The organism is Erythrobacter sp. GH1-10, assembly GCF_045363165.1.
In the GTDB taxonomy this organism is placed as follows: domain Bacteria; phylum Pseudomonadota; class Alphaproteobacteria; order Sphingomonadales; family Sphingomonadaceae; genus Erythrobacter.
Genome location: NZ_JBJFLP010000001.1, coordinates 70,365 through 93,351 on the forward strand (window position 1 = coordinate 70,365; position 22,987 = coordinate 93,351).

General features: G+C 64.0%; 22 protein-coding genes. 7 read left to right on the forward strand and 15 right to left on the reverse strand.

Annotation, left to right across the window (positions count from 1 at the left end; all coding sequences use genetic code 11):
- Window positions 1–13 precede the first annotated feature (13 nt).
- Window positions 14–670, forward strand: coding sequence for a hypothetical protein (locus tag ACI5KX_RS00390; RefSeq protein WP_406808700.1), 657 nt, complete (start codon window positions 14–16; stop codon window positions 668–670).
- Window positions 671–673: 3 nt separating this feature from the next.
- Here ACI5KX_RS00390 and ACI5KX_RS00395 read toward each other — a convergent pair whose 3' ends face one another.
- The 6 genes from ACI5KX_RS00395 to nadB form a co-directional block, all read right to left on the reverse strand.
- On the reverse strand, window positions 674–1,576 hold the full coding sequence (locus tag ACI5KX_RS00395) for an alpha/beta fold hydrolase (protein WP_406808701.1): 903 nt from the start codon (window positions 1,574–1,576) through the stop codon (window positions 674–676).
- A gap of 177 nt (window positions 1,577–1,753) precedes the next feature.
- Complete coding sequence (locus ACI5KX_RS00400; RefSeq protein WP_406808702.1) at window positions 1,754–2,284, reverse strand: hypothetical protein; 531 nt, start codon at window positions 2,282–2,284, stop codon at window positions 1,754–1,756.
- Window positions 2,285–2,690: 406 nt separating this feature from the next.
- Window positions 2,691–3,206 (reverse strand): energy transducer TonB, encoded by a 516-nt coding sequence (locus tag ACI5KX_RS00405; protein ID WP_406808703.1) that lies wholly within the window; start codon window positions 3,204–3,206, stop codon window positions 2,691–2,693.
- A 363-nt stretch (window positions 3,207–3,569) separates the two neighbouring features.
- Window positions 3,570–4,535, reverse strand: a complete 966-nt coding sequence (locus ACI5KX_RS00410) for a TraB/GumN family protein (protein WP_406808704.1) — start codon at window positions 4,533–4,535, stop codon at window positions 3,570–3,572.
- A gap of 74 nt (window positions 4,536–4,609) precedes the next feature.
- Complete coding sequence (locus ACI5KX_RS00415) at window positions 4,610–5,308, reverse strand: VIT family protein (RefSeq protein ID WP_406808705.1); 699 nt, start codon at window positions 5,306–5,308, stop codon at window positions 4,610–4,612.
- Window positions 5,305–6,897, reverse strand: a complete 1,593-nt coding sequence (gene nadB / locus ACI5KX_RS00420) for an L-aspartate oxidase (RefSeq protein ID WP_406808706.1) — start codon at window positions 6,895–6,897, stop codon at window positions 5,305–5,307. The genes ACI5KX_RS00415 and nadB overlap by 4 nt, the downstream gene beginning before the upstream one ends.
- 228 nt (window positions 6,898–7,125) lie before the next feature.
- Between nadB and ACI5KX_RS00425 the strand changes: the two genes are divergently transcribed.
- Window positions 7,126–7,713: a hypothetical protein gene (locus ACI5KX_RS00425; protein WP_406808707.1), complete on the forward strand. Its 588-nt coding sequence runs from the start codon at window positions 7,126–7,128 to the stop codon at window positions 7,711–7,713.
- A 17-nt stretch (window positions 7,714–7,730) separates the two neighbouring features.
- Here the strand turns inward: ACI5KX_RS00425 and ACI5KX_RS00430 are convergent, their stop codons facing one another.
- Window positions 7,731–8,672 (reverse strand): ABC transporter ATP-binding protein, encoded by a 942-nt coding sequence (locus ACI5KX_RS00430; RefSeq protein WP_406808708.1) that lies wholly within the window; start codon window positions 8,670–8,672, stop codon window positions 7,731–7,733.
- A gap of 80 nt (window positions 8,673–8,752) precedes the next feature.
- On the opposite strand from ACI5KX_RS00430, the gene ACI5KX_RS00435 reads away from it, so the two are divergent.
- Entirely contained in the window at window positions 8,753–9,013 is a 261-nt protein-coding gene (locus tag ACI5KX_RS00435; RefSeq protein ID WP_406808709.1) for a zinc-finger domain-containing protein, read from the forward strand.
- Window positions 9,014–9,110: 97 nt separating this feature from the next.
- Window positions 9,111–9,581: a hypothetical protein gene (locus ACI5KX_RS00440; protein ID WP_406808710.1), complete on the forward strand. Its 471-nt coding sequence runs from the start codon at window positions 9,111–9,113 to the stop codon at window positions 9,579–9,581.
- A 20-nt stretch (window positions 9,582–9,601) separates the two neighbouring features.
- On the opposite strand, the gene ACI5KX_RS00445 is transcribed toward ACI5KX_RS00440, so the two are convergent.
- The 5 genes from ACI5KX_RS00445 to nth (ACI5KX_RS00465) form a co-directional block, all read right to left on the reverse strand.
- Window positions 9,602–10,576, reverse strand: a complete 975-nt coding sequence (locus ACI5KX_RS00445; protein ID WP_406808711.1) for an NAD(P)H-dependent flavin oxidoreductase — start codon at window positions 10,574–10,576, stop codon at window positions 9,602–9,604.
- Between the two features lie 100 nt (window positions 10,577–10,676).
- Complete coding sequence (gene nth, locus ACI5KX_RS00450; protein WP_406808712.1) at window positions 10,677–11,330, reverse strand: endonuclease III domain-containing protein; 654 nt, start codon at window positions 11,328–11,330, stop codon at window positions 10,677–10,679.
- 2 nt (window positions 11,331–11,332) lie between these two features.
- Window positions 11,333–12,994 carry a serine hydrolase domain-containing protein gene (locus tag ACI5KX_RS00455; RefSeq protein WP_406808713.1) on the reverse strand — a complete coding sequence of 554 codons (1,662 nt, stop codon included), beginning with the start codon at window positions 12,992–12,994 and terminating at the stop codon, window positions 11,333–11,335.
- A 134-nt stretch (window positions 12,995–13,128) separates the two neighbouring features.
- Entirely contained in the window at window positions 13,129–14,844 is a 1,716-nt protein-coding gene (locus ACI5KX_RS00460) for a S41 family peptidase (protein WP_406808714.1), read from the reverse strand.
- Between the two features lie 42 nt (window positions 14,845–14,886).
- The gene (gene nth, locus ACI5KX_RS00465; protein WP_406808715.1) at window positions 14,887–15,630 is read right to left on the reverse strand and encodes an endonuclease III domain-containing protein; all 744 of its coding nucleotides are present in this window, start codon (window positions 15,628–15,630) and stop codon (window positions 14,887–14,889) included.
- A 46-nt stretch (window positions 15,631–15,676) separates the two neighbouring features.
- On the opposite strand from nth (ACI5KX_RS00465), the gene ACI5KX_RS00470 reads away from it, so the two are divergent.
- Entirely contained in the window at window positions 15,677–17,119 is a 1,443-nt protein-coding gene (locus ACI5KX_RS00470; RefSeq protein ID WP_406808716.1) for a serine hydrolase domain-containing protein, read from the forward strand.
- On the opposite strand, the gene ACI5KX_RS00475 is transcribed toward ACI5KX_RS00470, so the two are convergent.
- Window positions 17,116–17,637, reverse strand: coding sequence for a metal-dependent hydrolase (locus tag ACI5KX_RS00475; protein ID WP_406808717.1), 522 nt, complete (start codon window positions 17,635–17,637; stop codon window positions 17,116–17,118). The genes ACI5KX_RS00470 and ACI5KX_RS00475 overlap by 4 nt on opposite strands.
- A gap of 70 nt (window positions 17,638–17,707) precedes the next feature.
- Complete coding sequence (guaA, locus tag ACI5KX_RS00480; protein WP_406808718.1) at window positions 17,708–19,282, reverse strand: glutamine-hydrolyzing GMP synthase; 1,575 nt, start codon at window positions 19,280–19,282, stop codon at window positions 17,708–17,710.
- Between the two features lie 249 nt (window positions 19,283–19,531).
- On the opposite strand from guaA, the gene ACI5KX_RS00485 reads away from it, so the two are divergent.
- Complete coding sequence (locus ACI5KX_RS00485; RefSeq protein WP_406808719.1) at window positions 19,532–19,858, forward strand: UrcA family protein; 327 nt, start codon at window positions 19,532–19,534, stop codon at window positions 19,856–19,858.
- Between the two features lie 524 nt (window positions 19,859–20,382).
- Here ACI5KX_RS00485 and ACI5KX_RS00490 read toward each other — a convergent pair.
- Entirely contained in the window at window positions 20,383–21,933 is a 1,551-nt protein-coding gene (locus ACI5KX_RS00490; protein ID WP_406808720.1) for a class I adenylate-forming enzyme family protein, read from the reverse strand.
- Window positions 21,934–22,029: 96 nt separating this feature from the next.
- Here ACI5KX_RS00490 and ACI5KX_RS00495 point away from each other — a divergent pair, with 96 nt between their 5' ends.
- The gene (locus ACI5KX_RS00495; protein WP_406808721.1) at window positions 22,030–22,923 is read left to right on the forward strand and encodes a PIG-L deacetylase family protein; all 894 of its coding nucleotides are present in this window, start codon (window positions 22,030–22,032) and stop codon (window positions 22,921–22,923) included.
- The last annotated feature ends 64 nt before the right edge of the window (window positions 22,924–22,987 follow it).

Below are 22,987 nucleotides of genomic sequence, written 5' to 3' on the forward strand. Positions count from 1 at the left end.
GGGAGAGCCTTCGATGACCTGTCCCCCAAATGCCGACCCCGCGACCGGCACGGCCATGTCTTCCGCTTGGCGAGCCCGCATGCTCGACGCCGTCCCTCCGGCGATCCTCGACGATCTCCGGCGCCGGCATGCCGAACCGCAGCGCCACTATCACGACTGGTCGCATGTCGAAGCGCTGCTCGGCCATTGCGAGGCCGCAGGGGATCGAATCCATGATCGGAGTGCGGTTCTCTTTGCGATCCTGTTCCACGATGCGATCTACGATCCGCGTGCTAAGGATAACGAGCGCCGCAGCGCCGCTCTGCTGGTGGCCACCGACCCGCCGCTGTCGCCCGAAAGCCTCGCCCTCGCGCGGCGCATGATCGAAGCGACCGCAGGGCACCAGCTGCCCGGCGATCTCACCGGCATTGCGCTGGAGGATTGCGCGCACTTCCTCGACATGGACCTCGGCATCCTCGGCGCGCCGCCCGGTCGTTTCGACATCTACGAGGAGCAGATCCGGCGCGAGTACGCCCACGTTGCAGACGATGCGTTCCGAACCGGACGCGCAAAGGTGCTGCGCCACTTCGCCCAGCGCGAGCGGCTCTATTTCACCCCATGGGGGCAGGAGCGGTTCGAGCGACAGGCGCGTGCCAACCTCGCGCGCTCGCTCACCGCGCTGGAGGGTTAGCGACTAGGCCCGAGCCTTCACGCTCGCGGCGTGGTCGGCAATTTCGTTCGCGACACGGTCGATCAGTTCGACCGGGATGTCGTGGCCCCAGCCGGGAATCGTGACCAGTTTTGCCCCCGGAATATGCGCGGCGGTATCCTTGCCGGCTTCGAGCTTCACCAGCGGATCGTCTTCGCCGTGCAGCACCAATGTGGGCGTTGTGACCGATTTCAGCCGTTCGCGCCGGTCGCCGTCGTCGATGATAGCCGCAAGCTGGCGCGGCAATCCCGCCGGATGCACGCTGCGGCGCACCGCCTGGCGCACGCGCTCGCGCTGGCGCTCGGGATCGGGCGGGAAGCCCGGGCTGCCGATGCTCTTCTGGATATTGATGCCGTGCGCGACGAGGTCATCCTCCTCCAGCGAAGGCAGCGGTGCGATCAGCGCGTCCATCGCGTGCTTTTCCGCCTGCGGCAGCTTCGGGTGGCCGGTGGTCGACATGATCGAGGTCATCGAATGCAGCTTCTCGCGGTGGTTGATCGCCATCAGCTGCGCGATCATCCCGCCCATCGAAGCGCCGACGACATGCGCACGGTCGATCGTCAGCGCATCGAGCAGGCCGATACCATCGGCGGCCATGTCGGCGAGTTTGTAGGGCACCTTGGCGGGGAAGCCGATCAGCTTGCGCAGCACCTGCATCTTGAGGCCCGGTGCCTTCGCGCCTTCCATCTTCTGCGACAGCCCGATGTCGCGATTGTCGTAACGGATCACGCGGTAACCGTGCCCGACGAGCGCCTCGACGAATTCGTCGGGCCACAGGATCATCTGCGCGCCGAGCCCCATCACGAGCAGGATCGGCTCGTCATTGGCGTTGCCGGCCTCGTCGTAAAACAGCTCGATCCCGGTGTTGGGCGTGGTGATGGTGGGCATGTCTCGTGCGGTCCCCTGGCTGGATTGCTCGCGCTTTGCATGCCTCAACGAAAAACGCGCCGCAACCCGCACCGCCTATTAAGGGACTGGAGGCGGGTGGGGAGCGGCGCGCTCAGCCCCTCATGCAGACTCGGGGAAGCGCATGAGGGGCCGGTGCTGGCGGGCAGGGGCTAAGTTCTATCCGCCAAGCAGGATCGGGCGATCGTCCTCTGCCATCGAAGCGAAGCGCTGTTCGCGCGATTGTGCGACCTTCGCTGTGAGCTTCTCGTGAATCTCCCTGTCGTCGGCAAAGACGATTGCGGCAAGGAAGCGCGTGCCTTCGGGATTGCGGACCGGGACATCGTCCAATGTGCCGAGCGAGCGTACGGCGGCCTTGGCGGCACGGCGCGCCGACCAATTGCCATTGCCGTCGACAATCCGGATATTTTCCGCCTTGCCATCATAACCAAGCTCGAAAGCGACCTCCACGATCGAATTGTTGGGCCGCACCTTGCGGCTTGTCGGATCGCGGGCGAGCGCCCGATTCAGATCTTTGGTGGTTTCCTTCTGCCATTGCTCCATTGCGGCCTGCGAGCGGACCACGATCGGCGCATTCTCCGCGCTGGTCTTCTCGCCGGCCGATACCGGGACGGTAAGCGGCAGCGCGAGGGCGGCGGCAAGCGCGCCCAGGGCAAGGGGGGTCTTGGTGAATTTCGTACGTGTCGTCATCGGATCATCCTCTCCTGAGAAACTGAAGACGATCGATCGCAAGTGACCAGTCGCGCCGAGCACCAGTCCCTATCACTCGTGCAGTGGCTCTGTCGGTCGATCAGACGCGGCGAGCGGGTGTCGCAGTCGTTTCGGGGTTGCCCGCCGCGTCGATTGAGAGATTGCCATTTTGCACGATTGTTTCAATCTTGCATCGACAAGCGGTCATATATTTCGCTGCAAGGTCTGCGAGAGACGATAAACTGCAAACACGGCTCGACCAGCGTTGACGAGTGAGACCCTGCAACCTCCAGCGCCGCGTCACCTTAGTCTCCGCAGCAGCTCAGTGATCGCGACGCTGGAGTTCTCGCCCGATATTTCGGACGAAACGGGATGCAGGGTCACTCATTCGGCGGTCACCGGCCGCCTAGTTGCGCAGGGCGATATAGGTCCGCGCCCTGCCGCTCGATGCGATCCGCTCGCTCTCCGACTGTTCCAGTCGGGCGGAAAGCCGCTCATAATGATCATCGGTGTCGGCAAAGATGATGTTGGCGAGGAATTCGACCTCGCGCGGATTGGATACTGGCACCTCACTGAGGTTCTTGAGTCTCCGCACGGCGCGCAACGCCATGTGATTGGCAGCCCAGTTGCCGCCGCTTTGGAAGAGCGCGACATTCTCTGGCTTGCCCTCTTCGTCCACCGAAAAGCTGACCTGGACGATCGCGTTGTTGGGACGCGCTCGTGAAGAGACGGGTCCACCACGCAGGTAGCGGCTCAGGTCCTGAGTCGTTTCGGCCTGCCATTTGTCCATGGCCGGTTGCGACCGGACGATGATATCGTCGCCGTCACCCGAGGCCAGCGCTCCTGCCGGAACGGCCAACAGGATCGCGGCACCGATTGCGCGCCGGACAAACAGGGCGGGAATTTTCGTATTCGTATTCATGGCGTCATCCTCTCCATTCATGGTTGGATGATCGGCCACAAAGACCTTCGCAGATTTTTCTCGCGACCTAGTATTCTCAAGCGAGGAAATTTGAGGTCGATCCGGGCATACGGCCTGCGGAACCGCCTCTTCTGCCCGTCATATGAGTGTCATCGAATCGTGGCGATTTGAGGGCATTTTGCCTTACCCCGGCTAACCCGAGGGCAAGCGTTTGGGAGGTCTGGAAAATTCGAATTCGCCCCTGTCGGCCCTCCCTTCCAAAAGTTGTAAGAACGCGACACTAGACCTTGTGCGACGGAGGAAAATCGCACCGCACAGCGCCGACTCGGCAACAAGTCGGCACGCTTTGCCCAAGCCGTTCGCTCATTGCCGCGCCGTGGTATCCTTCGCCCGCCAGTCGGGTCCGCCGATTACAAAGCCGCGTGCATCAAGCTGGTCAAGCACGCCGCCTGTTTCCGCCAGCACTCGCAAGGGCACGACGGCAAGCGTGACGCCCTCCGCTCCGGCGGCGTCCTCGATCATTGCAGTCCATTGCGTCCGGATTTCCTCGCCAAGCTCGTCGTCCGCCCACGGCCAGCAGGTGCCGAGCGCGATCTCGAGCGGATTTTCCATCACCGTAGGGATATCGAACCTGCGCCAGTCGTTGCCGCGCCGCTCGATGATCGGCTGCCCGGCCTCGGTCGCACTCATCGCCGCTTCGAGGCAGGGGATGTGATCGCGCGGGTCCGCTTCGGCGAGATTGTCGAGCAGGTCCTCGCCGCGAAACCGTTCGGGCCGGGTGATCGGCACATCGGCCCTGTTCGCGGCCTTGCGCACGACATCGGTCGCATCGTCGATGGTCTCGTCATCGAAATCGAGCCTGCGGGCGAGCAGGTCGAAGCCGGTCATCAGGAAGCTGCGGCGGTCGTAGTCGATATCGTATTGCGCCTCGAGCTTGGCGAGGCGGGCGCGCTGCTCGATGCTGAGATAATCGGCAGCGACACCCTTGTCCGGCAGCCTGGTGAAGCGCCCACCGCGAAAGATCAGCCGCAAGACGTCGCCGGGTGAGAATTTCGGCGCGGCTCGCAGGATCACGCGGTTCGCCTCTCCCGTCGCCTCCTTCAGGCGGTCGGGTTGCCAGGGCGTCGATTTGGGCACCGCGCGGATTTCGCCAACGAGGATCACGGTTCCGGTGTCGGTGTCGATGGTCCACATCGGCGCACCGGAACGCTGTGCGGTGACGACGATCTGGTTGGTCGTCGGTGCGGCCTGTTCGGGAGATTGCGCGGCGAGCGGAGCGACCGCCCAAAGAGCCAGCACGCTGGCGGCGATCCATGGCTTGTTTGTCACTCGGAACCTTTCGGACAATCCAACAGTCTCGAGACCTATCCCACGCCGATCCTGAAGCGCGTATGACTGGCAGGCTAGGCCGCGACCGTGCCGAACAGGCTACCCACGCCGAAGGTCACTGCCATCGCCAGCGCGCCCCAGAAGACCACGCGGGCGACCGGGCGCGCTATGGGAGCGCCGCCCGCCCGCGCCGCGAGTGCTCCAAGCACGGCGAGTGCGAGCAGCGAAGTCGCGACCACGGCAAGCGTCAGCTGCGACAGCGGGACGAGCACGCCGACCAGCAAGGGCAGGCCCGCGCCGACCGCAAAAGTCCCCGCCGAAGCGAGCGCGGCCTGCAAGGGGCGCGCACGGGTGAGGTCGGAAATCGCCAATTCGTCGCGGGCATGCGTCGCCAGCGCATCGTGCGCGGTCAGTTCTTCCGCCACCTGCCGCGCGAGCTCGCTCGACAGGCCGCGGTCCTCGTAGATCGCCGTCAGCTCGGCCAGTTCGGCCTCGGGCTGGGTCGCGAGCTCGTGTCGCTCGCGCGCGAGGTCGGCGGATTCCGTGTCCGATTGCGAGCTGACCGAGACATATTCGCCCGCCGCCATCGACAGCGCGCCGGCCGCGAGCCCAGCAACGCCTGCGATGATCACTTCGGGCTTGTCCGCCGCCGCCCCGGCGACGCCGACCATCAGGCTCGCGGTCGAGACGATCCCGTCATTCGCGCCAAGCACCGCCGCGCGCAGCCAGCCGATCCGCTCGATCGCGTGGATTTCGGTGTGCAGGCGACTCACGGCACCAGCACCGTATCGCGCGCTTCCTCGAGGGTTTCGGGATAGTCCATCGTGTAGTGCAGCCCGCGGCTTTCCTTGCGGGCGAGCGCGCTTTTCACGATCAGTTCGGCGGACTGGAGAAGGTTCCTGAGTTCGATCAGGTCGGTGGTGACGCGGAACGAGCCGTAATAATCCTCGACCTCCTGCTTGAGCAGTTCGATGCGGTGCTTGGCGCGTTCGAGCCGTTTGGTCGTGCGCACGATCCCGACATAGTTCCACATGAAGCGGCGGATTTCGGTCCAGTTCTGCTTGATGACGACCTCTTCGTCGGAATCGGTCACGCGGCTTTCGTCCCACGGCAGGATCGCGGGCGGCTCCTCGAGCGTGTCCCAGCGAGCGAGGATGTCGTCCGCCGCCGCCTCTCCGAACACGAAACATTCGAGCAGCGAATTCGACGCAAGCCGGTTCGCGCCGTGCAGCCCGCTTTCGGTGCACTCGCCCGCGGCCCACAGGCCGGGCAGGTCGGTGCGCGCCTTGAGGTCCACCACAACCCCGCCGCAAGTGTAGTGCTGCGCGGGCACCACCGGGATCGGCTCCTTGGTCATGTCGATGCCGAGGCTCGTCAGCTTCTCGTGGATCGTCGGAAAGTGCTCCTTCACGAACTCCGCCGGCTGGTGGCTGATATCGAGATGGACGTAATCGAGACCGTGGCGCTTGATCTGGTCGTCGTTTGCGCGTGCGACGATGTCGCGGGGGGCGAGCTCCATCCGCTCGGGATCGTATTTTTCCATATAGCGCTCGCCGGTGGCGGGGTTGAACAGCCGCCCGCCTTCGCCGCGCACCGCCTCGGTGATGAGGAAGTTCTTGACCTCGAGATTGTAGAGGCAGGTCGGGTGGAACTGCATCATTTCCATGTTGGAGACGCGCGCCCCGGCCCGCCAGGCCATCGCGATCCCATCGCCGGTCGCGCCGCGCGGCGCGGTCGAAAACAGGTAGCAGCGCCCGGCGCCGCCCGCCGCCAACACGGTTGCGCGCGCGACATGGCGTTCGACCCGCCCGGTCTCCTCGTTGAGCGCATAGGCGCCCCACACCCGGCCGGCGGCGGAGAACTGCTCGCGGTGGCGATCGGTGATGAAGTCGATGCAGGTGCGGTGCGGCAGCAGGGTGATGTTGGGATTGGCCTCGGCCGCCTTGAGCAGCGCCGATTGCACCGCCCAGCCGGTCGCATCGTCGACATGCACGATCCGCCGGTGCGAGTGACCGCCTTCGCGGGTGAGGTGCAGATCGCCGCTTTCGCGGTTGAACGGGACGCCCAATTCGCACAGCCGGTCGATCGCCTTGGGCGCGCCTTCGATTACGAATTCGACCGCCGCGCGGTCGTTCAGCCCCGCGCCTGCGACCATGGTATCGCGGATATGGTTGTCGAACGTGTCGCCCGCATCGAGCACCGCAGCGATCCCACCCTGCGCCCACGCGGTCGAACCGCCGGTGAGCGATCCCTTGGCCAGCACCAGCACGCGCTTGTGCTCGGCGAGCTCAAGCGCGGCGGTCAGCCCGGCCGCTCCCGAGCCGATGACGAGGACGTCGTGATCTTGTGTCGTTTCTCCCATAGCCAGCGCAATGGCGCGCAATCGGCATCAGGGCAAGAGCGAGCCGCGCTGGCGGTCTCCTGACCGGGTAAGGCTGCGCTGCGCACATAGACTCGCATTCGGCAATGCGCCACTTTGCTCCGCGCAAAGCTCGCAAGACCACCGCAGAGGTTCGATGTGGAAAGCCTCTCTCGCCAATCGCATTGCTCCGGGTCTACCAAGGGTGGGCAACCAGCAGGAGGACCGATTTTGAAAATGTTCGATAGGCTCGCAAAGACATTGGCGCTCGCCCTGTGCGTTTCGAGCGCCGCCGCGGCACCAAGCGCCCAGGCACAGGATAGAAAAGACATTCCAGGCACGGTCTGGCAACAGGCGGTTGGCGAGGCCGATGCGCGGGTGCGAAAGCTCCCCGCGGCCTGCATACTTAACTGGAACAACCGTGTGGGCGACGGATTCGCCATGCTGGCCGGAAGTTCGCGTTTCACAAACCAGCTTATAATCATCGGTCCCGACATGGGCCGGCTCGGCTTCGACGATTTCACGCTGACCGTGACACGCGATAGCGCGGCGGAGGCATTCTCGGCGACTTTCTCGAAGGACGAGTTGCCGATGACCGATGGGAGCGTTGCGTGGCGCTACAGCGCCTATCTCGACAGTCTGATGCTGGACTTCAGCGACCTCGAAGACGCGAGAGCGCTTACGCTCGTGCCGGAGAGCGGATCGGCAAGACCATACACGGTGGCATTCGAAGGAGCCCTGCGAGACACGGCAGTCGCGGAAATGCAGCAGTGTATCGGAAGCCTCGAGCAGGTCTGGACCACCGATAAAGCGGGATAGGCCGCGCCTATCGGCGGTCACCCCGTCCCCGTCAGCTGGACGAACACATCTTCGAGATCCGCCTCGCGCGTAGTCACGTCCTCGATCGTCAGCCCCTGTTCCTGCAGGATCGCGAGCACCTGCCCTGCGCTCATCCGGTCCTTGTCATACGTCACTTCGAGTGCGCGCGGATCGAGCAGCTCGACCTTCGAAAACGCTTCATGCGCCGGTGTCTCGGCGATGTCGCTCTCGGTTTCGACCCGTACGATCTTCTCGCGCGCCATTTCGATCAGTTCGCGCGTGGGTTTGTGCGCGATCAGTTTCCCGTGATTGATGATCGCGATTTCATCGCACAGTTCCTCGGCCTCTTCGAGGTAGTGCGTGGTCAGCACCACGGTCACGCCCTCGCGGTTCATCTCGGTCACGAGCTCCCACAGCTGGCGCCGCAATTCGACATCGACTCCGGCGGTCGGCTCGTCGAGCACCAGGATCGGCGGCGAATGGACCATCGCCTTGGCCACCAGCAACCGCCGCTTCATCCCGCCCGACAGCGTGCGGGCATAGGCATCGCGCTTGTCGGAAAGCCGCACCGCTTCGAGCAGGTCCTCGCTGCGCCGTTCGGCGGCGGGGATACCGTAGAACCCGCCTTGGTTCTCGAGCACCTCATAGGGCGTGAAGAACGGGTCGAACACGATCTCCTGCGGCACGATCCCGATCGCGCGGCTGGCGTTGCGGCGGTGCCGGTCGATATCGAAGCCCCAGATCTCCGCCGAGCCGCCCGTCTTGTTCACCAGTCCGGCAAGGATGTTGATCAGCGTCGATTTACCCGCGCCGTTGGGGCCCAGCAGGCCGAAGATCGATCCCTGCGGCACGTCGAAGCTCACGCCCTTCAAGGCCAGCTTGCCTTCGCCCTTCGCGCCCTTGGGCGCTTCGTAGCGCTTGACGAGGTTGTCGATGCGGATTGCCGGTTCGGTTACCATGAGGCTCGCCCTATTGTGCCGATCCGGTCAGCGCAAACAGCAATTGAATTCGCCGCCCCCTGCGATTATTCGCATCGGGCATGAGCATACCTCCACCCGAAGTCCTGCTGGTCGAGACGAGACGTGTCAGCTGCGATGGCGCCAGCGGCATCCGCGGCGGCGACAGCTATCGTCCTGCCGCGCTCGGCCATCCGCGCATCTATCTCGAGATCGACGAGCACGGCTATGTCGATTGCGGCTATTGCGACCGGCGCTTCGTGTTGAAGGGCGGCCCAGCTGACGGCGTCGACCAGTCGACCCTGCCCGACATTTCCGAGGGCGGCGATCCGGGCCATCGCTGACCTCGGCAGAGCGTGCGCCAATGAGTGGCCAAGTGTGGTCAGGCCGCGTTCAGGCGTGATATGCTGTATCTCTCCCGACTCCAGAGGAGAATACCCCATGTCCACCACAGCAATTCTGTCCAAGTCCCGATTTGCGCTTGCCTGTGCCGGTGCGACCGCTGCACTCGCTCTCGTCGCCGGCCAGCCGGCCGCCGCAGACGATCACAAGGGCGATGACCAGACCGAGATGACCAAGGGTGAGAAGCAGCTCGCCGAAATGCTCGAAGGCCGCGTTGCCGGAGAGCCGCAGCGGTGCATCCGCACCCGGCTCAACGAGCGCCTGCGGGTGATCGACGAGACCGCCTATGTCTATGGCAGCGGCAAGACGATCTATGTCCAGCGCACCAAGAACCCCGAAGACATCGACCGCGACGACATCCTCGTCTCGCGCCGCTTCAACCCGAGCCAGATCTGCAAGCTCGATATGGTGACGACCGCCGATCGTGCGTTCGGCATGTTCACCGGCGCGGTCTTCTTCGAGGACTTCATCCCCTACACGCGGGTCGAGCAGGGCGGCGAGGGCAGCTAAGCCCCCGCCCCAAACACCGATCAGGCGTTCGCCATCGCGTTCATGCGCGCGAGGATGTCTTCTGCCTCGCTCATGATCCGGTCGATCAGTTCCTGGCAGGTCGGGATGTCGTTGATGAGCCCGGCGACCATGCCGCACGACCACGCGCCTGCGTCCATATCGCCTTCCATCATGATCCGCGGATAGACGCCGGCGACCTGTTCGATGATGTCCTCGAATTTGAGGTCGTCGCCCTTTTCCTTCTCGATCTTGAGCAGTTCCTCGACCGCGTCGTTGGTCATCACCCGCTCGGTGTTGCGCAGCGGACGCATGACAAGGCGGGTGTCGAGCTCGGAGGCTGCGACGATCGCGGCCTTCACGTTCTCGTGCACCGGCGCTTCCTTGGTGGCGATGAAGCGGGTGCCCATGTTCATACCCTCCGCACCCATCGCAAGCGATGCGACAAGGCTGCGCCCGTCGGCCATCCCGCCCGAGGAAACGAACGGGATTTCGAGTTCATCGGCGGCGCGCGGCAGGAGGATGAAGTTCGGGATGTCGTCTTCGCCCGGGTGTCCGCCACACTCGAACCCGTCGACACTCACCGCATCGCAGCCGATCGACTGCGCTTTGAGCGCGTGACGCACGCTGGTGCATTTATGGATGACCTTGACACCCGCTTCCTTGAAATAGGGGAGCACCTGCTGCGGGTTGTTGCCTGCGGTTTCGACGACCTTGACCCCGCCATCGATGATTGCCTTGACCAGACCCGGATAGTCGGGCGCGTTGACGGTCGGCAGGAAGGTGAGGTTCACGCCGAACGGCTTGTCGGTCATGTCCTTGCAGCGCGCGATTTCGTTAGCGAGCTTTTCGGGCGTGCCCTGCGTGAGACCGGTGATTATACCGAGGCCGCCCGCATTGGAGACCGCCGCCGCCATCTCGGCGAAGCCGACATAATGCATGCCGCCCTGGATAATCGGATGCTCGATCCCGAACATTTCGGTGATGGCGGTTTTCATAGCTGTGTCTCCCCTCGCATATCTGTTTGCGCGCGAAACAAGCCGAGAATGCGCGCGGTTGCAAGCGCGCTTTTGCGAGGCCCGCGTACCGTAGCGTCAGCTAGTCGCCGCGTTCTATCGGCCCCGTCTCGCACAGGTCGCTGACCGTGCAAATATCGCATTTTGGGATCCGCGCGCGGCACACGCGCTTGCCGAACTGGATCAGCCAGAAATGCCCGTCCGCCATCGCCCAATCGGGGCTGCGTTCCTCCAGTTGCTGCGCGGTCTTCTCGGCGGTCTTTGCCTGTGTGAGGCCGATACGGTTGCAGACGCGGTGGACGTGGGTGTCCACCGCAATCACGTCCTTTCCGAAGGTGAAGCTCATCACGATATCGGCGCATTTGCGCCCGATGCCGGGCAGGCTCATCAGGCCTTCGCGTGTGTCCGGCACGACGCCGCCGTGCTCTTCCAGCAGCGCGGTGCAGAACTTGCGGATGTTCCTCGTCTTGTTGTTGTAGAGCCCGCACGGTTTGATCGCCTCGGCAATGGTCTCGTCGTCGAGTTCGAGCATCTCCTCGGGCGTCTTGGCGAGCCTGAACAGTGCCTTGGTCGCCGCCGCCGTGTTGCGATCGAGCGATTGCGCCGAAAGCATGCAGGAGATGCACGAGCGGAAGGCGTCGGGCTGGCCTTTCGGACCCTTCGCGTTCTTCGTCCGCCCCGGCATCGCTTCCGACAAGCGGCGATAGACCTCTTCGACCTCGGCGCTCTCGAGCATCGTCAGTCCGCACGCTCGAACCGCACGTTGCGGATACGGTTGTTGTCGACCAGCAGCGTGTCGACAGCCCCGCTCGCATCGCGCTGGAACCGGAAGCGATAATTGTTCCACGCCAGCACGTCGGTGGTGACCAGCTCCGCGTCGCGTGCGCGGCCGTTCTTCGTCATGGTGAAAGCGGTGCCGTCCTTCCAGTCGATGACGATCTCTGTGTCGGTCTCGGCGTTGACATAGCGCCCTTCGAGCGCACGCTTGGCGACAGGATCGTCGCTAGGCTCCGGATAGGGAAGCCCGGCCGAAACCGCCTGTCCCGGGTAATAGATGCGGAATCGTCGCTCGCCATCGTCTGTGCGGTCGAACGCCATCTTGAGGCCGGGAACGGTCTCGTATTCGAACAGGTTACCGCGCTCATGCACCAGCTTTGCCGGATCGCAGCCGTCGATTTCGCGGTAAAGCTCCCCGTCCCGCTCGACGATTCGAATGATCGTGCCGGTATCGGTCAGAAAGCGTCCTGTGATATCGGAATTTGCGGGTCGATCCAGCAGCTTATCGGGCTCTGTCGGATAGCTCTGACTCTCGCCGAACGAGCCTTCGAGCAGCGTATCGGACAGCGCGCGCCCCAGCGCCACCACGCCGATTTCGGTGGTGTTGCCGATCAAGACGACAGAGACGTCCTGGCCGGGAAAGCGCTGGAGATAAGCGTTGTACCCGCCGGTGCTGCCGATATGCTCGATTGCGGGCACTCCGCGATAGATGCCGAGTTCCAGCCCGAAGCCGTATTCCCCCGGAAGCTCGGCATCGGGCCGCGTCTGACTGCGCGCCACCAGATCGGCCGATAATGCCGAATCCGCCCCCTGGACCTGCGCTTCCCAAGCTAGCTGGTCGGACAGCGTCGTGAACAGGAAGCCGTCGCCATACAGATTGGCGATCGCCGGATCCTCGCGCCAGCCATTCCAGTTGCCATAGGCGCGGGCAAGATCGGGAACGACCTCGCTGTAGACCCGCTTCCAGCCGGTTTCTTCCATCCCCACACGGTCGAAGAACCAGCGTGCATAGGTATCGAACCGCTCGCCGGTCACTTTGGCGATCATCTCGGCGAGCAGGATGTAATTCGAGTTGCTGTAGAGATAGTCGCTGCCCGGGGCGAAATTGAGTTCGCGCTGGCGGTTCAGCAGTTCCATCGCCTCGCGATTTCGCTGACGCTGGAGGTACCAGGTGATGCCGGTGAGCGACCAGAGGTCGTAAATGTCGCGCACGCCGCTGGTGTGGGTGATCAGGTTGGTGACGGTGATCGCCTCTTCGATTTCCGGAAGCGCGCCGGGCAGGTAGGTGCGAAAGTCCTCGTCCATCGAAATGCGGCCCTGATCGGCCAGGTCGAGCACCATCAGCGCGACATACTGCTTGGCATTAGATGCGATGTTGGTGCGGCTGTCGGGGCCTAGGGGAATGCCGTTCGAGAGGTCCGCAAGGCCGACATAGCGTTCGAACACCACCGCGCCATCGCGCACGATGCCGACCGCGACGCCGGGGTCTTCGGGCGCGCCGATATCCTGCATCACCGCCTCGACCCGCGCAGTCTCCACTTCGGACAAAGGCTGGGCGTGCAGCGCCGGTGCGGCGAGCAGGCTTGTGGGTATCAACACGGCAGCAATCATACGGTTCGGCATTCTCGTCTCTCCGGTCGCCTCCCGCACCAGCTACGGGCACCGTATGCAATCGGATGAAAAATCGCACAAATTTCCAATCGGTCTGGCAACACTGTTCCCGGTTCGGCATGGTTATGCAATGGTCGCGCGCGATTTCACTCGGCGCGCGAACGCAACTCCGCAAGCGCGCGCTCGAGTATCTCGTCGCGCCCGGCGGTAATCCCCGCGATGGTTGGCTCGACTTTGATATCGGGTACGATCCCGATCCGCTGGGTCGGGCTGCCATCGGGATAGAAGACGCCGATCCCAGAGAAACGCATCTGCGCCGAATCCTGCGGCAGCCGGATAACCGAAACATTGCCGTCCGCGCCCGCCGTGGTGCTGCCGATGATCGTCACGCCCGATGCGCGCAGGATCATGGCCTGGAATTCTGGCGAGCTGGCAGTTCCTTCATCGACCAGCGCAACCACCGGCACCTCGATCCGCGGCCCGCCTTCGGCCGGCTTGAGCGTCTGCACCTTGGTCCAGGTAAACAGGCCGGGCGTCGCCAGCGATGGCTGGGTCATCCTTGCGAATTCGACCGGCTGATCGATCAGCACCATGCCGATATCGTAAGCGTGGAAGTTGCGCGCATAGCCGCGCATATCGAGCACGAGACCAGCGCCCTTGTTCGCGATCTCGGGCAGTCCGCGAAGCTCATCGCGCGTAAGCTCTGCGTACCGAACATAGGTAATGCCTCCGTCGAGCTGCTGGATGTTCGGGCCGTCACGGTCGCGGTTGCGCCAGAGGTCGACGCCGGCTTCCGTTTCGGGGATCCAGTCCACCGCCAGATCGATCGCCTTGCCATCACGCTTCACCGTCACCAAACGCTCGCCGCATTCCCAACGCGCGAGCCGGACCGAAAGCCTGCGCAGCCGGTAGGCATCGTTCGACCCGGAGATCATCGGCGAATAGCGATCGTCGAGCGTTTCCACGCTTTCGCCGCCGATCGCGAGGACGATGTCGCCGCGCTTGAGGACACCGGATTGGTGCGAGGTCGCGCCGTCGACCACCAGCCGCCCTTCGAGAAACCGCCAGCTGAAAGGCACAACGCAATCGCCATACGGCAGCATTGCATCCTCGAACCCCAGGATGATCGCGTGGCCATCGTCGGCCTTGGCGACAAGACGCAGCAGTGCGCGTTGATGAGCTTCGCGGGTTTCGGCAGTCAAGACATCGGCGATGGCAGGCGCCAGAATGCTACCGACATCCTCGTCCATGACGTCGCGATAGGGGAACCAGTATCGCAAGCTGTTCCAGATCCGGGCCAGCGCCAGCATCCGCAGCGCCGGATCGTCGCGCGCAGTCGCCTTGTAGTCGGCCTCGTTGACGAACACCGCATTGCCAACCGACCAAGCGCCTTCGATCTGGAAATTCGCGGTGGCAGCGCTGCGGTTCTCGTAGATCGCCTTGATCCGCAATGCCAGCGGCTCAGGCAGGGTCAGTGTCCAACCGTTCGTGGGCTGGATCAGTGCAATGTCGTCGGCTTCCGGGAGCATGTCACCCCCACACGGTTCGCACGGTGCGCCGATACCGATCCGGTCGAGCCAATCGATCAATACACGGTCGGCGGCTGCCATCGAGCCTGCGCCTGCAATCTGCGGATAAAGCTCGAAAAACGCCTGGTCCATCGCCAACCGTCCCTCGCGGGAATCGGTATGGTGATATTTGACGAACCCCCAGACTTCGACAAGCCGGGCAAGGCGCGCCGCGGTATCGCTCGCTTCATCGAATTGCGCGCTGGGAGATACCGTTTGCTCGGCGAGCGCCGGTGCTGGAGGCACAGCGAGAAGCACCGCCGAAACGGCAGCCAAAACGCGATTGAACGTCAATGTATTGATCTCCCACCCGAAAATACGTGGCGGGTGTTAACATCACCCGATGTTGCTGGACGATGAACCCGTCTTGCAATCGCTGCGAACGGGGCATTCGTCGCACTCGGCCCGGCGCGGTCGGCAGTAAGTCTGGCCGAGCTTCTTCAGCAGCAGGTGGTGCTCGTCCATGTCTTCGGCGGTCCACTCTTCCGGCAGTATCGGCATCAGCGCGTCGTAGGTCTTCGCGGTATCGGCTTTGTCCGGGACGATCCCCATGCGCTGCATGATCCGGCGATGATGCCCGTCGATCACCATCGCCTTGCGGTTGTAGGCGCTCGCATTCATCACGCCTGCGCTGTTCTTGCGCGCGACGCCGGGGAGCGTTTCGAGCCACGCCATCGCTTCGGCGGTTTCGAGATTGGAGAGGTGACGCAGGTCGACGCTCCCGCGCGCTGCGATGATCGCGCCGAGGCAATCCTTCAACCGTTTGCCAGCAACGCTCGGAAAGGTCTGACGCTGCAGCCGTGCTTCAAGCTCCTCGACCGGAGCCTCCGCAACCGCTTCCCACGATCCGTATTCGGCGAGCAGCCCGTCGGTCGACGCGTTCGATGCCGCAGTCTTGGTCTGCGCCCCGATCACGCCATGGACCAGAACCCATTCGGGCGAGCGGCGTTTCTCGGGTGGCCGGACGATCCTCCCGAACCGCTCGATGAGCGCGGTTTGGCTGCGACGGAGGATGTCGGTGCGCGGATCGGAGCCGAGATCGAGTTGCATCACGTTCATCGTGGCCTGCGTATCCTTCATCGGCAAGCTCTCGATCCGACTAGACTCACAATCCACCGAGGTTTCCATGAAACGCACGCTCATCGCCTTTGCCATCGCTTTCCTGCCGGCGGCGTCGCTTCCATCGGCGGCATTCGCTCAAAGCCCCGATGGAGGGTCTGAACAAGCGCAGATCGAAACGGCGATCGTTCCGATCGTGACCTTCGAAGGCGAAGAGGGCAATCGCAAAACGCTGGAACAACGCCGCACAGAGCTTGGCGTCCCGGCGGTGAGTACGGCGGTGCTCCGCAACGGCGAACTTTCCTGGGCGCGGGCCTATGGCGAGGGCGCCGACGAAGACACGCTTTTCCAGTTCGCCTCGCTCTCGAAGCCGGTTGCGGCGGCGGGGATCATTGCGCTGGCTTTCGAACGCGGCGTGGGTCTCGACCATGATATTTCGCCACAACTGACCGGTCTCGATCTTGAGCGCCTCAATCCCGATGGCATCCCGATCACGCTTCGCGGCATCCTGTCCCAGACCAGCGGCGCGACAGTGGGAGGCTTTCCCGGCTACATCTCCACCGACCCCGTCCCAACGACGGCAGAGGTCATCGGTGTCGGAGGACCTACCAACACGCCGCCGGTGGTGATCGAGCCCAATCCGGATGGCGAGCGGCGGTATTCAGGCGGAGGCTACACGATCGCGCAATATTGGGCCGAACAAGTCAGCGGCGAGAGCTTCGAGAGCGTGATGCGCAGGCTGATCCTCGATCCGCTAGGGATGGAGCGCAGCACGTTTGCCTCGGCTCCGCCTGCCGGGTTCACGCGCGAGAATGTCGCTTCGGGATGGGGCAATGACGGCGAGATGCTGCGAGGTCAGTGGCGGATACACCCCGAGCAGGCGGCGGCCAGCCTGTGGAGCACGCCGCGCGAATTCTCCCGTTTTCTTTCCGCGCTGATGGCTGCGCTGGATGGCGAAGCGAGCGGCGGGATAACGCCCGAAGTCGCCAAGGCCATGGCCACGCCTGTTTCCGAGACCTACGGCCTCGGCCTCGGCATCGCCGATATCGACGGAGCGATACGGCTCACCCACTCGGGCTCGAATCTGGGCTACAAATCGAACTTCATGGCCTACCCCGCGACCGGCGACGCCATCGTCACCGTGGTCAATTCCGAAAAGGGGTGGCCCTTGGTCGGCGATATCGGCCGCACCGCCAATGTCACCTATGGCTGGCCGATGTCCTCGCTGCTGGTTCGCCAGCGCATGGACGCGTCCGAAAAAGAACTTTCGGCCTATGTGGGCGATTATGTCGCCGAAAGCGGGCCCGCCGTCTTTACCCTCGTTGCCGACGCGCCCGAGCTCCTCGGATCGGCTCCCTCCGGATACACCTTCCGCCTCGTCAAGACCGGGGAAGCGACGTTCATCGATCCCGAAGACGGCCAAGAAGGCACCTTCGTTATCGACGACACCGGGCGCATGAGCGTGACTTTCGCCGGGACGACCTTTGTGCGTGAGCGAGAGGGCGACTAGGCCCGTCGCAGGCGACGCAAGCCGATCCCCGCCATCGCCAGAACGCCGCAGGGGAGCCAAATCCAGCGAATCTCCGAAAGCAGTGTCTCGAGCCCGCGCGCCGAAAAGAACCCCGCGCCGATCGGCGAGACGCGAATCGGCGTCTCGGGCGCGAAGATCCGCGCTTCGCTGAACGGCCACCATAGCGCCGCGGCCAGCCCGCCATCTGTCAGTGTATCGAGCAGCCCGTGGCTCGCCATCGAAATCGCAAGGAACGCCCACGCGAACAGGCTGCGCGCCTCGCGCCAGACCAGCGACACCGCGCCTGCAAACAGCGCGGCGAACACCAGCGAATGCGTCGCCCCGCGATGGCCCCACGCATCGGCATATTCGACCCCGAACCGGAACCCGACCACGTCCGCGTCGGGCAGCACGGTGAGAATCGCCCCAGCCAGCGCCAGCTTGGGCGAAATACGCCCCGCCCCGGCCGCGACCGCGAAGGCCAGCGGAACAAGGGCGTGGGTCATGATGGTGGGCATGGCTTTACGGCTCCGTGCGTCGCCGAGCGATTTGGCCGGATTGATTCCCGTGATCAATCCGTGTCGCAAATCACTCCCACTCGATCGTCCCTGGCGGCTTCGACGTGTAGTCGTAGACCACGCGGTTGATCCCTTGCACCTCGTTGACGATGCGGGTTGCACATCCAGTCAGGAAGGCCGCATCGAACGGATAGACATCCGCCGTCATCCCGTCGGTCGAGGTCACCGCGCGCAGGCCGCAGACGCTGTCGTAAGTGCGGCCGTCGCCCATCACGCCGACGGTCTTCACCGGCAAGAGCACAGCAAAGGCCTGCCAGATTGCGTCATACAGACCGGCCTTGCGGATCTCGTCGAGATAGATCGCGTCGGCTTTGCGCAGGATGTCGCAGCGTTCCTTGGTTACTTCGCCGGGAATGCGGATGGCGAGACCCGGCCCGGGGAAGGGGTGGCGACCGACGAAGGCTTCGGGCAGGCCCAGCTCGCGGCCCAGCTCGCGCACTTCGTCCTTGAACAGCTCGCGCAGCGGCTCGACCAGCTCCATGTTCATCCGCTCGGGCAGGCCGCCGACATTGTGATGGCTCTTGATCGTGACGCTCGGCCCGCCGGTGAAGCTGACGCTTTCGATCACGTCGGGATACAGCGTCCCTTGCGCGAGGAAATCGGCGCCGCCCACAGCGTTCGCTTCCTTCTCGAACAGGTCGATGAAGGCCGCGCCGATGAACTTGCGTTTCTTTTCGGGATCGGTGACGCCCGCGAGCCCGCCGAGGAACTGTTCTTCGGCGTCCACATGGACCAGCGGGATATTGTAGTGGTCGCGGAACAGGGTCACGACCTGCTCGGCCTCGTTCATCCGCATCAGCCCGTGGTCGACGAACACGCAGGTCAGCTGGTCGCCGATCGCTTCGTGGATCAGCACCGCGGCCACCGCGCTGTCGACCCCGCCGGACAGTCCGCAGATGACCTTGCCGTCGCCGACCTGCTCGCGGATTTCGGCGATCTTGGTCTTGCGGAATTCGGCCATGGTCCAGTCGCCCGCGAGCCCGCAGACGTGGCGCACGAAATTGGCGATCAGCCTGCCGCCGTCGGGCGTGTGGACGACTTCGGGGTGGAACTGGGTGCCGTAGAACTTGCGCTCCTCATCGGCGATCACCGCGAATGGCGCGCCGTCGCTGGTGGCGACGATTTCGAAGCCGGGCGCGAACTGGGTGACCTTGTCGCCGTGGCTCATCCAGACCTGGTGGCGCCCACCCTCTTTCCAGAGCCCGTCGAACAGCGCGCAGGATTTGGTGACGGTGAGGTAGGCGCGGCCGAATTCGCCGCCTTCACCGGTCTCGTGGCCCGGGCGGACCTCGCCACCCAGCTGCTTGGTCATCACCTGCTGGCCGTAACAGATGCCGAGGATCGGAATGCCCGCATCGAAAAAGGCTTGCGGGGCGCGAGGGCTATCCTCGTCCGGCACGCTGGCGGGCGATCCCGACAGGATAATGCCCTTCGGATTCAGCCTCCGAAACGCCTCTTCGGCCATGGAGAAGGGGGCGATTTCGGAATAGACCCCGGCTTCGCGCACGCGGCGAGCGATCAGCTGGGTCACCTGACTGCCGAAATCGACGATAAGGATGGAATCGGGGAGGTGCTCTGCGTCCATGGGCGGGGGGTTAAGCAGCGCACCCGCGCCTGTCCAGCATGCCGTAACGTCAGCGGCGCATGTTTCGACAGATATTGCAGCGCAGCATCGCGCGGTTCCCGGAAATCCGCGATTTTTTGTTGCAAACTTGGGAACCGGGAGCGCGCATTTCGCATTTGCACAATCATCTTGTGCGTTGCACCAGAGTTTCAAAGAGCAACCGAGTGCCGGTCAGCGGCACCACACACCTCTTCAATCCGGAGTATCATAATGCGTTTCTCTCTCGCCCTTCTCACCCTCGCAACCATCGCGGCCCCGCTTTCGGCCGCCCCGCAGGTCGGTGAAGACACCGTCACCGTCCGCATCGCCTTTGCCGACATCGACCTCTCCGATGCAGCCGATCGCGCGAAGCTGGAAAAGCGGATCGACGCCCAAATCGAAAGCGCCTGCACCCTCGAAACCAATTCGCGTCTGGTCATGGGTCGCACGATCGTCGACGAGAAATGCGTCAAGGAAGCGCGCGCCACAGCCTTTGCGCAGGTCGAGCGCGTGGCTGCCGCCGAGGCGCGCAGCGGCCGCGAAGTCGCCGCGAACTGATCGCCCAAGCCTTCAGACTACGCAAAATGACGGCCGCCGGAGCGATCCGGCGGCCGTTCTGCATGCGCGCCAGGTCCATGCCGCAACGTCAGCGATTGTGTTGCGCTTTGCGCAACTAAATTGCGGGTTTTCGCATTTGAGTTCCACGCAATCGAACAGCATATGCCCTCTCACGGACGGCGCACGGGACCTCTCTCCACCCCGCGCCCCGCATCGGCAGACGCGAGTTCGAATACGAGCCGCCCTGCCAGTCTGCTTGCCGCTGACAGGCAGCCGCGCGAGATGCGCCCACGGGTATCTTCCAGGACCCTGTGGCCGCTCAAGTCTCGCTACAGACAGCGTTCCCCGACGCTGTGGCTGCAAGAAGGCGCTGGCGCCGGAGGCCCTGAGTACGCCTGGATGAGCGTGCGCGATCAAGGGTCCTCCACTCGCGCCAGCCGCCGCAACGGCGGTGCAGCAGCGCGCGAGACGCGGCCACCATCTCCCCCCCCAACAGGTGGTCGCGTCTCCACCCGCGCTTGCGCTTACCCTGCGGACAGGCCCTCGGCCCGCTCGCGCAATTCGGTCTTGAGCAGCTTGCCGATATGGCTGCGCGGCATCTCTGCAATAGCGTGCAGCGCGAAAAGCCGCTGGGTCTTGCCCAGCCGCGCATTGACCGCGCCGCAGATCTCCTCGCAGCCGCGCGCGTCTTTGCCCAGCACCACGAACCCGACCGGCGTCTCGCCCCATTGGCGCGAAGAAATGCCGACCACCGCAGCCTCGACCACGTCGGGTTCCTTGAGCAATTCGGCTTCGAGATCGCTCGGATAGATGTTGAACCCGCCCGATATGATCATGTCCTTTGCGCGCCCGACAAGCTCGACGAAGCCGTCCTGATCGACCCGCCCGATATCGCCCATCCGCATCCATACCTCGCCGGTTGCAGGATCGGTCCACTGCGCTTCAGCGGTCTTGTCGGGCTGGTTCTTGTATCCGCTCATCATCGTGAGCGAGCGCCCGACCAGATTCCCCGGAGTGCCCGGCGGCACCGGGTTGTCCTCGTCGTCGAGCACCTTCAATTCGCTCCCCGGAGCCGGGCGACCAACAGTGTGGAGCTTGTCGGGGAACTCGTGGCACGCGAGCAGGCACACCACCCCGCCCTCGGTCATCGAATAGATCTCGACCAGCCCGCCCGGCATCCGGCGCAGCACCTCGGCCTTCAGCTCGGCGGAAAACGGCGCCGATGTGCAATATTTCATCGCGAGGCTCGAGAGGTCGAAACCGTCGAAGCCCTCGAAATCCATCAGTCGCTGATATTGCACCGGCACGAGCATGGTCACTGTCGTCTTGTCGGTTTGCGCATGCGCGAGCCATTTGGCGCAGTCGAATTTGGGCATGATCCGCACCGTCCCGCCCGCGAACAGCGGCGCGAGGAACGCGACCATCGTGGTGTTCGAATAGAGCGGCGTTGAGGCAAGCGAGCGGACCGGCAATTCCCCGGCCAGATAGGACAGCGCGGTAGACCCGAACTGCCGCCAGCGCATCTGGTGCGAATGGACGATACCCTTGGGAATGCCGGTCGTGCCCGAGGAATAGATGATGTTGAACGGATCGCCTGACTCGGGAGTAAAATCCGGGGCGTGGGTTCCGGCAGGAGCCATCCAGTCGCCGATATCCTCGAGCGGGATACGGTCCATGTCGGCCATGAAGGCCCGTCCCAGTTCCGCTACCTTGGATGCGTCGATGAACAGGTGCCGCGCGCCCGAATCTTTCGCCATCCCCTCCAGCTGTTCGCGCGAGGCACTTGTGGTGAGCGGTGCGGCGACGCCCCCGGCACGGACTGCAGCGAGGAACACCAGAGCGTAATTGACGCTCGAATAGCCGAGGATCGCGACCGACTGCCCGCGCTTCAGACCGGTTTCGATCAATCGGGCCGCGAGGCGATCGACCCGATCACGCAGCTGCGCCCACGTGATCTCCTGTTCGTCGTCGCAGAGCGCGGGCTTGTCGGGATGGGCCTTGGCCCAATCGCTCAGGATTTCGTGAAACGAGCCGAAGGGTTCGGCGAGGCGGGCTTGAATTGTATCGGCATCCATGGGGAGGGTGTAGCCAAGCTGCCGCACACGGCAAAAGGAATTTCCGTTAAGGTGTCGGTGCGATAAGGGCGCGAAGCAATGGCGCGGGAGAGAACGATGCTAAAGATGACGATTGCGGCAGGTGCTGCGCTGCTGCTGGCCACCGGACACGGGGCCAGTGCGCAGGACGCGCCCGACGCCGATCCGTCGGCGACACCCTCGCAGAAGCAGCCACGCCCGCCGCTGGTCGACGACCTTCCCGACAATGTAGACGATTATGCCGCACCGAGGGACAACACGACTCCGCCTTCGGTGCTGGCGATCTTCGCCCATCCCGACGACGAGATCACGGTGTCGCCGGTCCTGTCGCGCATCGCGCGTGAGGGCGGGACGGTCACCATCGTTTTCGCCACAAGCGGCGATGCCGGACCGGGCTCGAGCGGGTTCGAACCCGGGCAGGCGCTGGCCAACCTGCGCGAACGCGAGGCGCTGTGCGCCGCGCTCGCACTCGGCCTCGACGATCCGCTGTTCTGGAAGCTTGGCGACGGCACCCTTTCGACCATGGCGCGCGCGCCCGACAGCCCGGCGCGCCAGCTCGCTGGCCGGATCACCGATATCATCGCCATCACCCGGCCCGAAGTGATCATGACCTGGGGACCCGACGGCGGCTACGGCCACGCCGATCACCGCATGGTGAGTGCGGCGGTAACGCAGGTCGTCCAGCAAATGGGTCATGATCGCCCCGAATTGCTTTACACCGCGATCCCCGACGGCAGCGGCTCCGAACTGGGCGGCTTCGAAGGCTGGGCGACGATCCATCCTTCGCTGGTGACCGATCGCCTGCGATACACGCCGCTCGACCTGCAGAACGCGAGCAGCGCACTAGACTGCTACGAAAGCCAGTTTTCCGATGAAATCCGGGCCAGCCTGATCCCGATGCTGCACGAATCCGTATGGCGAGGCGCGGTGTTCTTCCGGCTGGCATTTCCACACACCGTCGAGCCTTCGTAAAGCCGCTTTCGGGGCGGTGGAAAAAGCTCTCCCAATATCGCTGCAAAGTTTGGGTTTCCCCCCT

Coding starts and splice junctions, on each gene's coding strand:
- ACI5KX_RS00400 (WP_406808702.1), bottom strand. CDS start 2,284: ATGACGACACGTACGAAATTCACCAAGACCCCCCTTGCCCTGGGCGCG.
- ACI5KX_RS00495 (WP_406808721.1), top strand. CDS start 22,030: ATGCTAAAGATGACGATTGCGGCAGGTGCTGCGCTGCTGCTGGCCACC.
- ACI5KX_RS00455 (WP_406808713.1), bottom strand. CDS start 12,994: ATGCCGAACCGTATGATTGCTGCCGTGTTGATACCCACAAGCCTGCTC.
- ACI5KX_RS00405 (WP_406808703.1), bottom strand. CDS start 3,206: ATGAATACGAATACGAAAATTCCCGCCCTGTTTGTCCGGCGCGCAATC.
- ACI5KX_RS00475 (WP_406808717.1), bottom strand. CDS start 17,637: ATGCCCACCATCATGACCCACGCCCTTGTTCCGCTGGCCTTCGCGGTC.
- ACI5KX_RS00435 (WP_406808709.1), top strand. CDS start 8,753: ATGAGCATACCTCCACCCGAAGTCCTGCTGGTCGAGACGAGACGTGTC.
- ACI5KX_RS00485 (WP_406808719.1), top strand. CDS start 19,532: ATGCGTTTCTCTCTCGCCCTTCTCACCCTCGCAACCATCGCGGCCCCG.
- ACI5KX_RS00445 (WP_406808711.1), bottom strand. CDS start 10,576: ATGAAAACCGCCATCACCGAAATGTTCGGGATCGAGCATCCGATTATC.
- nth (WP_406808712.1), bottom strand. CDS start 11,330: ATGCTCGAGAGCGCCGAGGTCGAAGAGGTCTATCGCCGCTTGTCGGAA.
- ACI5KX_RS00470 (WP_406808716.1), top strand. CDS start 15,677: ATGAAACGCACGCTCATCGCCTTTGCCATCGCTTTCCTGCCGGCGGCG.
- ACI5KX_RS00440 (WP_406808710.1), top strand. CDS start 9,111: ATGTCCACCACAGCAATTCTGTCCAAGTCCCGATTTGCGCTTGCCTGT.
- ACI5KX_RS00490 (WP_406808720.1), bottom strand. CDS start 21,933: ATGGATGCCGATACAATTCAAGCCCGCCTCGCCGAACCCTTCGGCTCG.
- ACI5KX_RS00430 (WP_406808708.1), bottom strand. CDS start 8,672: ATGGTAACCGAACCGGCAATCCGCATCGACAACCTCGTCAAGCGCTAC.
- nadB (WP_406808706.1), bottom strand. CDS start 6,897: ATGGGAGAAACGACACAAGATCACGACGTCCTCGTCATCGGCTCGGGA.
- guaA (WP_406808718.1), bottom strand. CDS start 19,282: ATGGACGCAGAGCACCTCCCCGATTCCATCCTTATCGTCGATTTCGGC.
- ACI5KX_RS00390 (WP_406808700.1), top strand. CDS start 14: ATGACCTGTCCCCCAAATGCCGACCCCGCGACCGGCACGGCCATGTCT.
- ACI5KX_RS00395 (WP_406808701.1), bottom strand. CDS start 1,576: ATGCCCACCATCACCACGCCCAACACCGGGATCGAGCTGTTTTACGAC.
- nth (WP_406808715.1), bottom strand. CDS start 15,630: ATGAAGGATACGCAGGCCACGATGAACGTGATGCAACTCGATCTCGGC.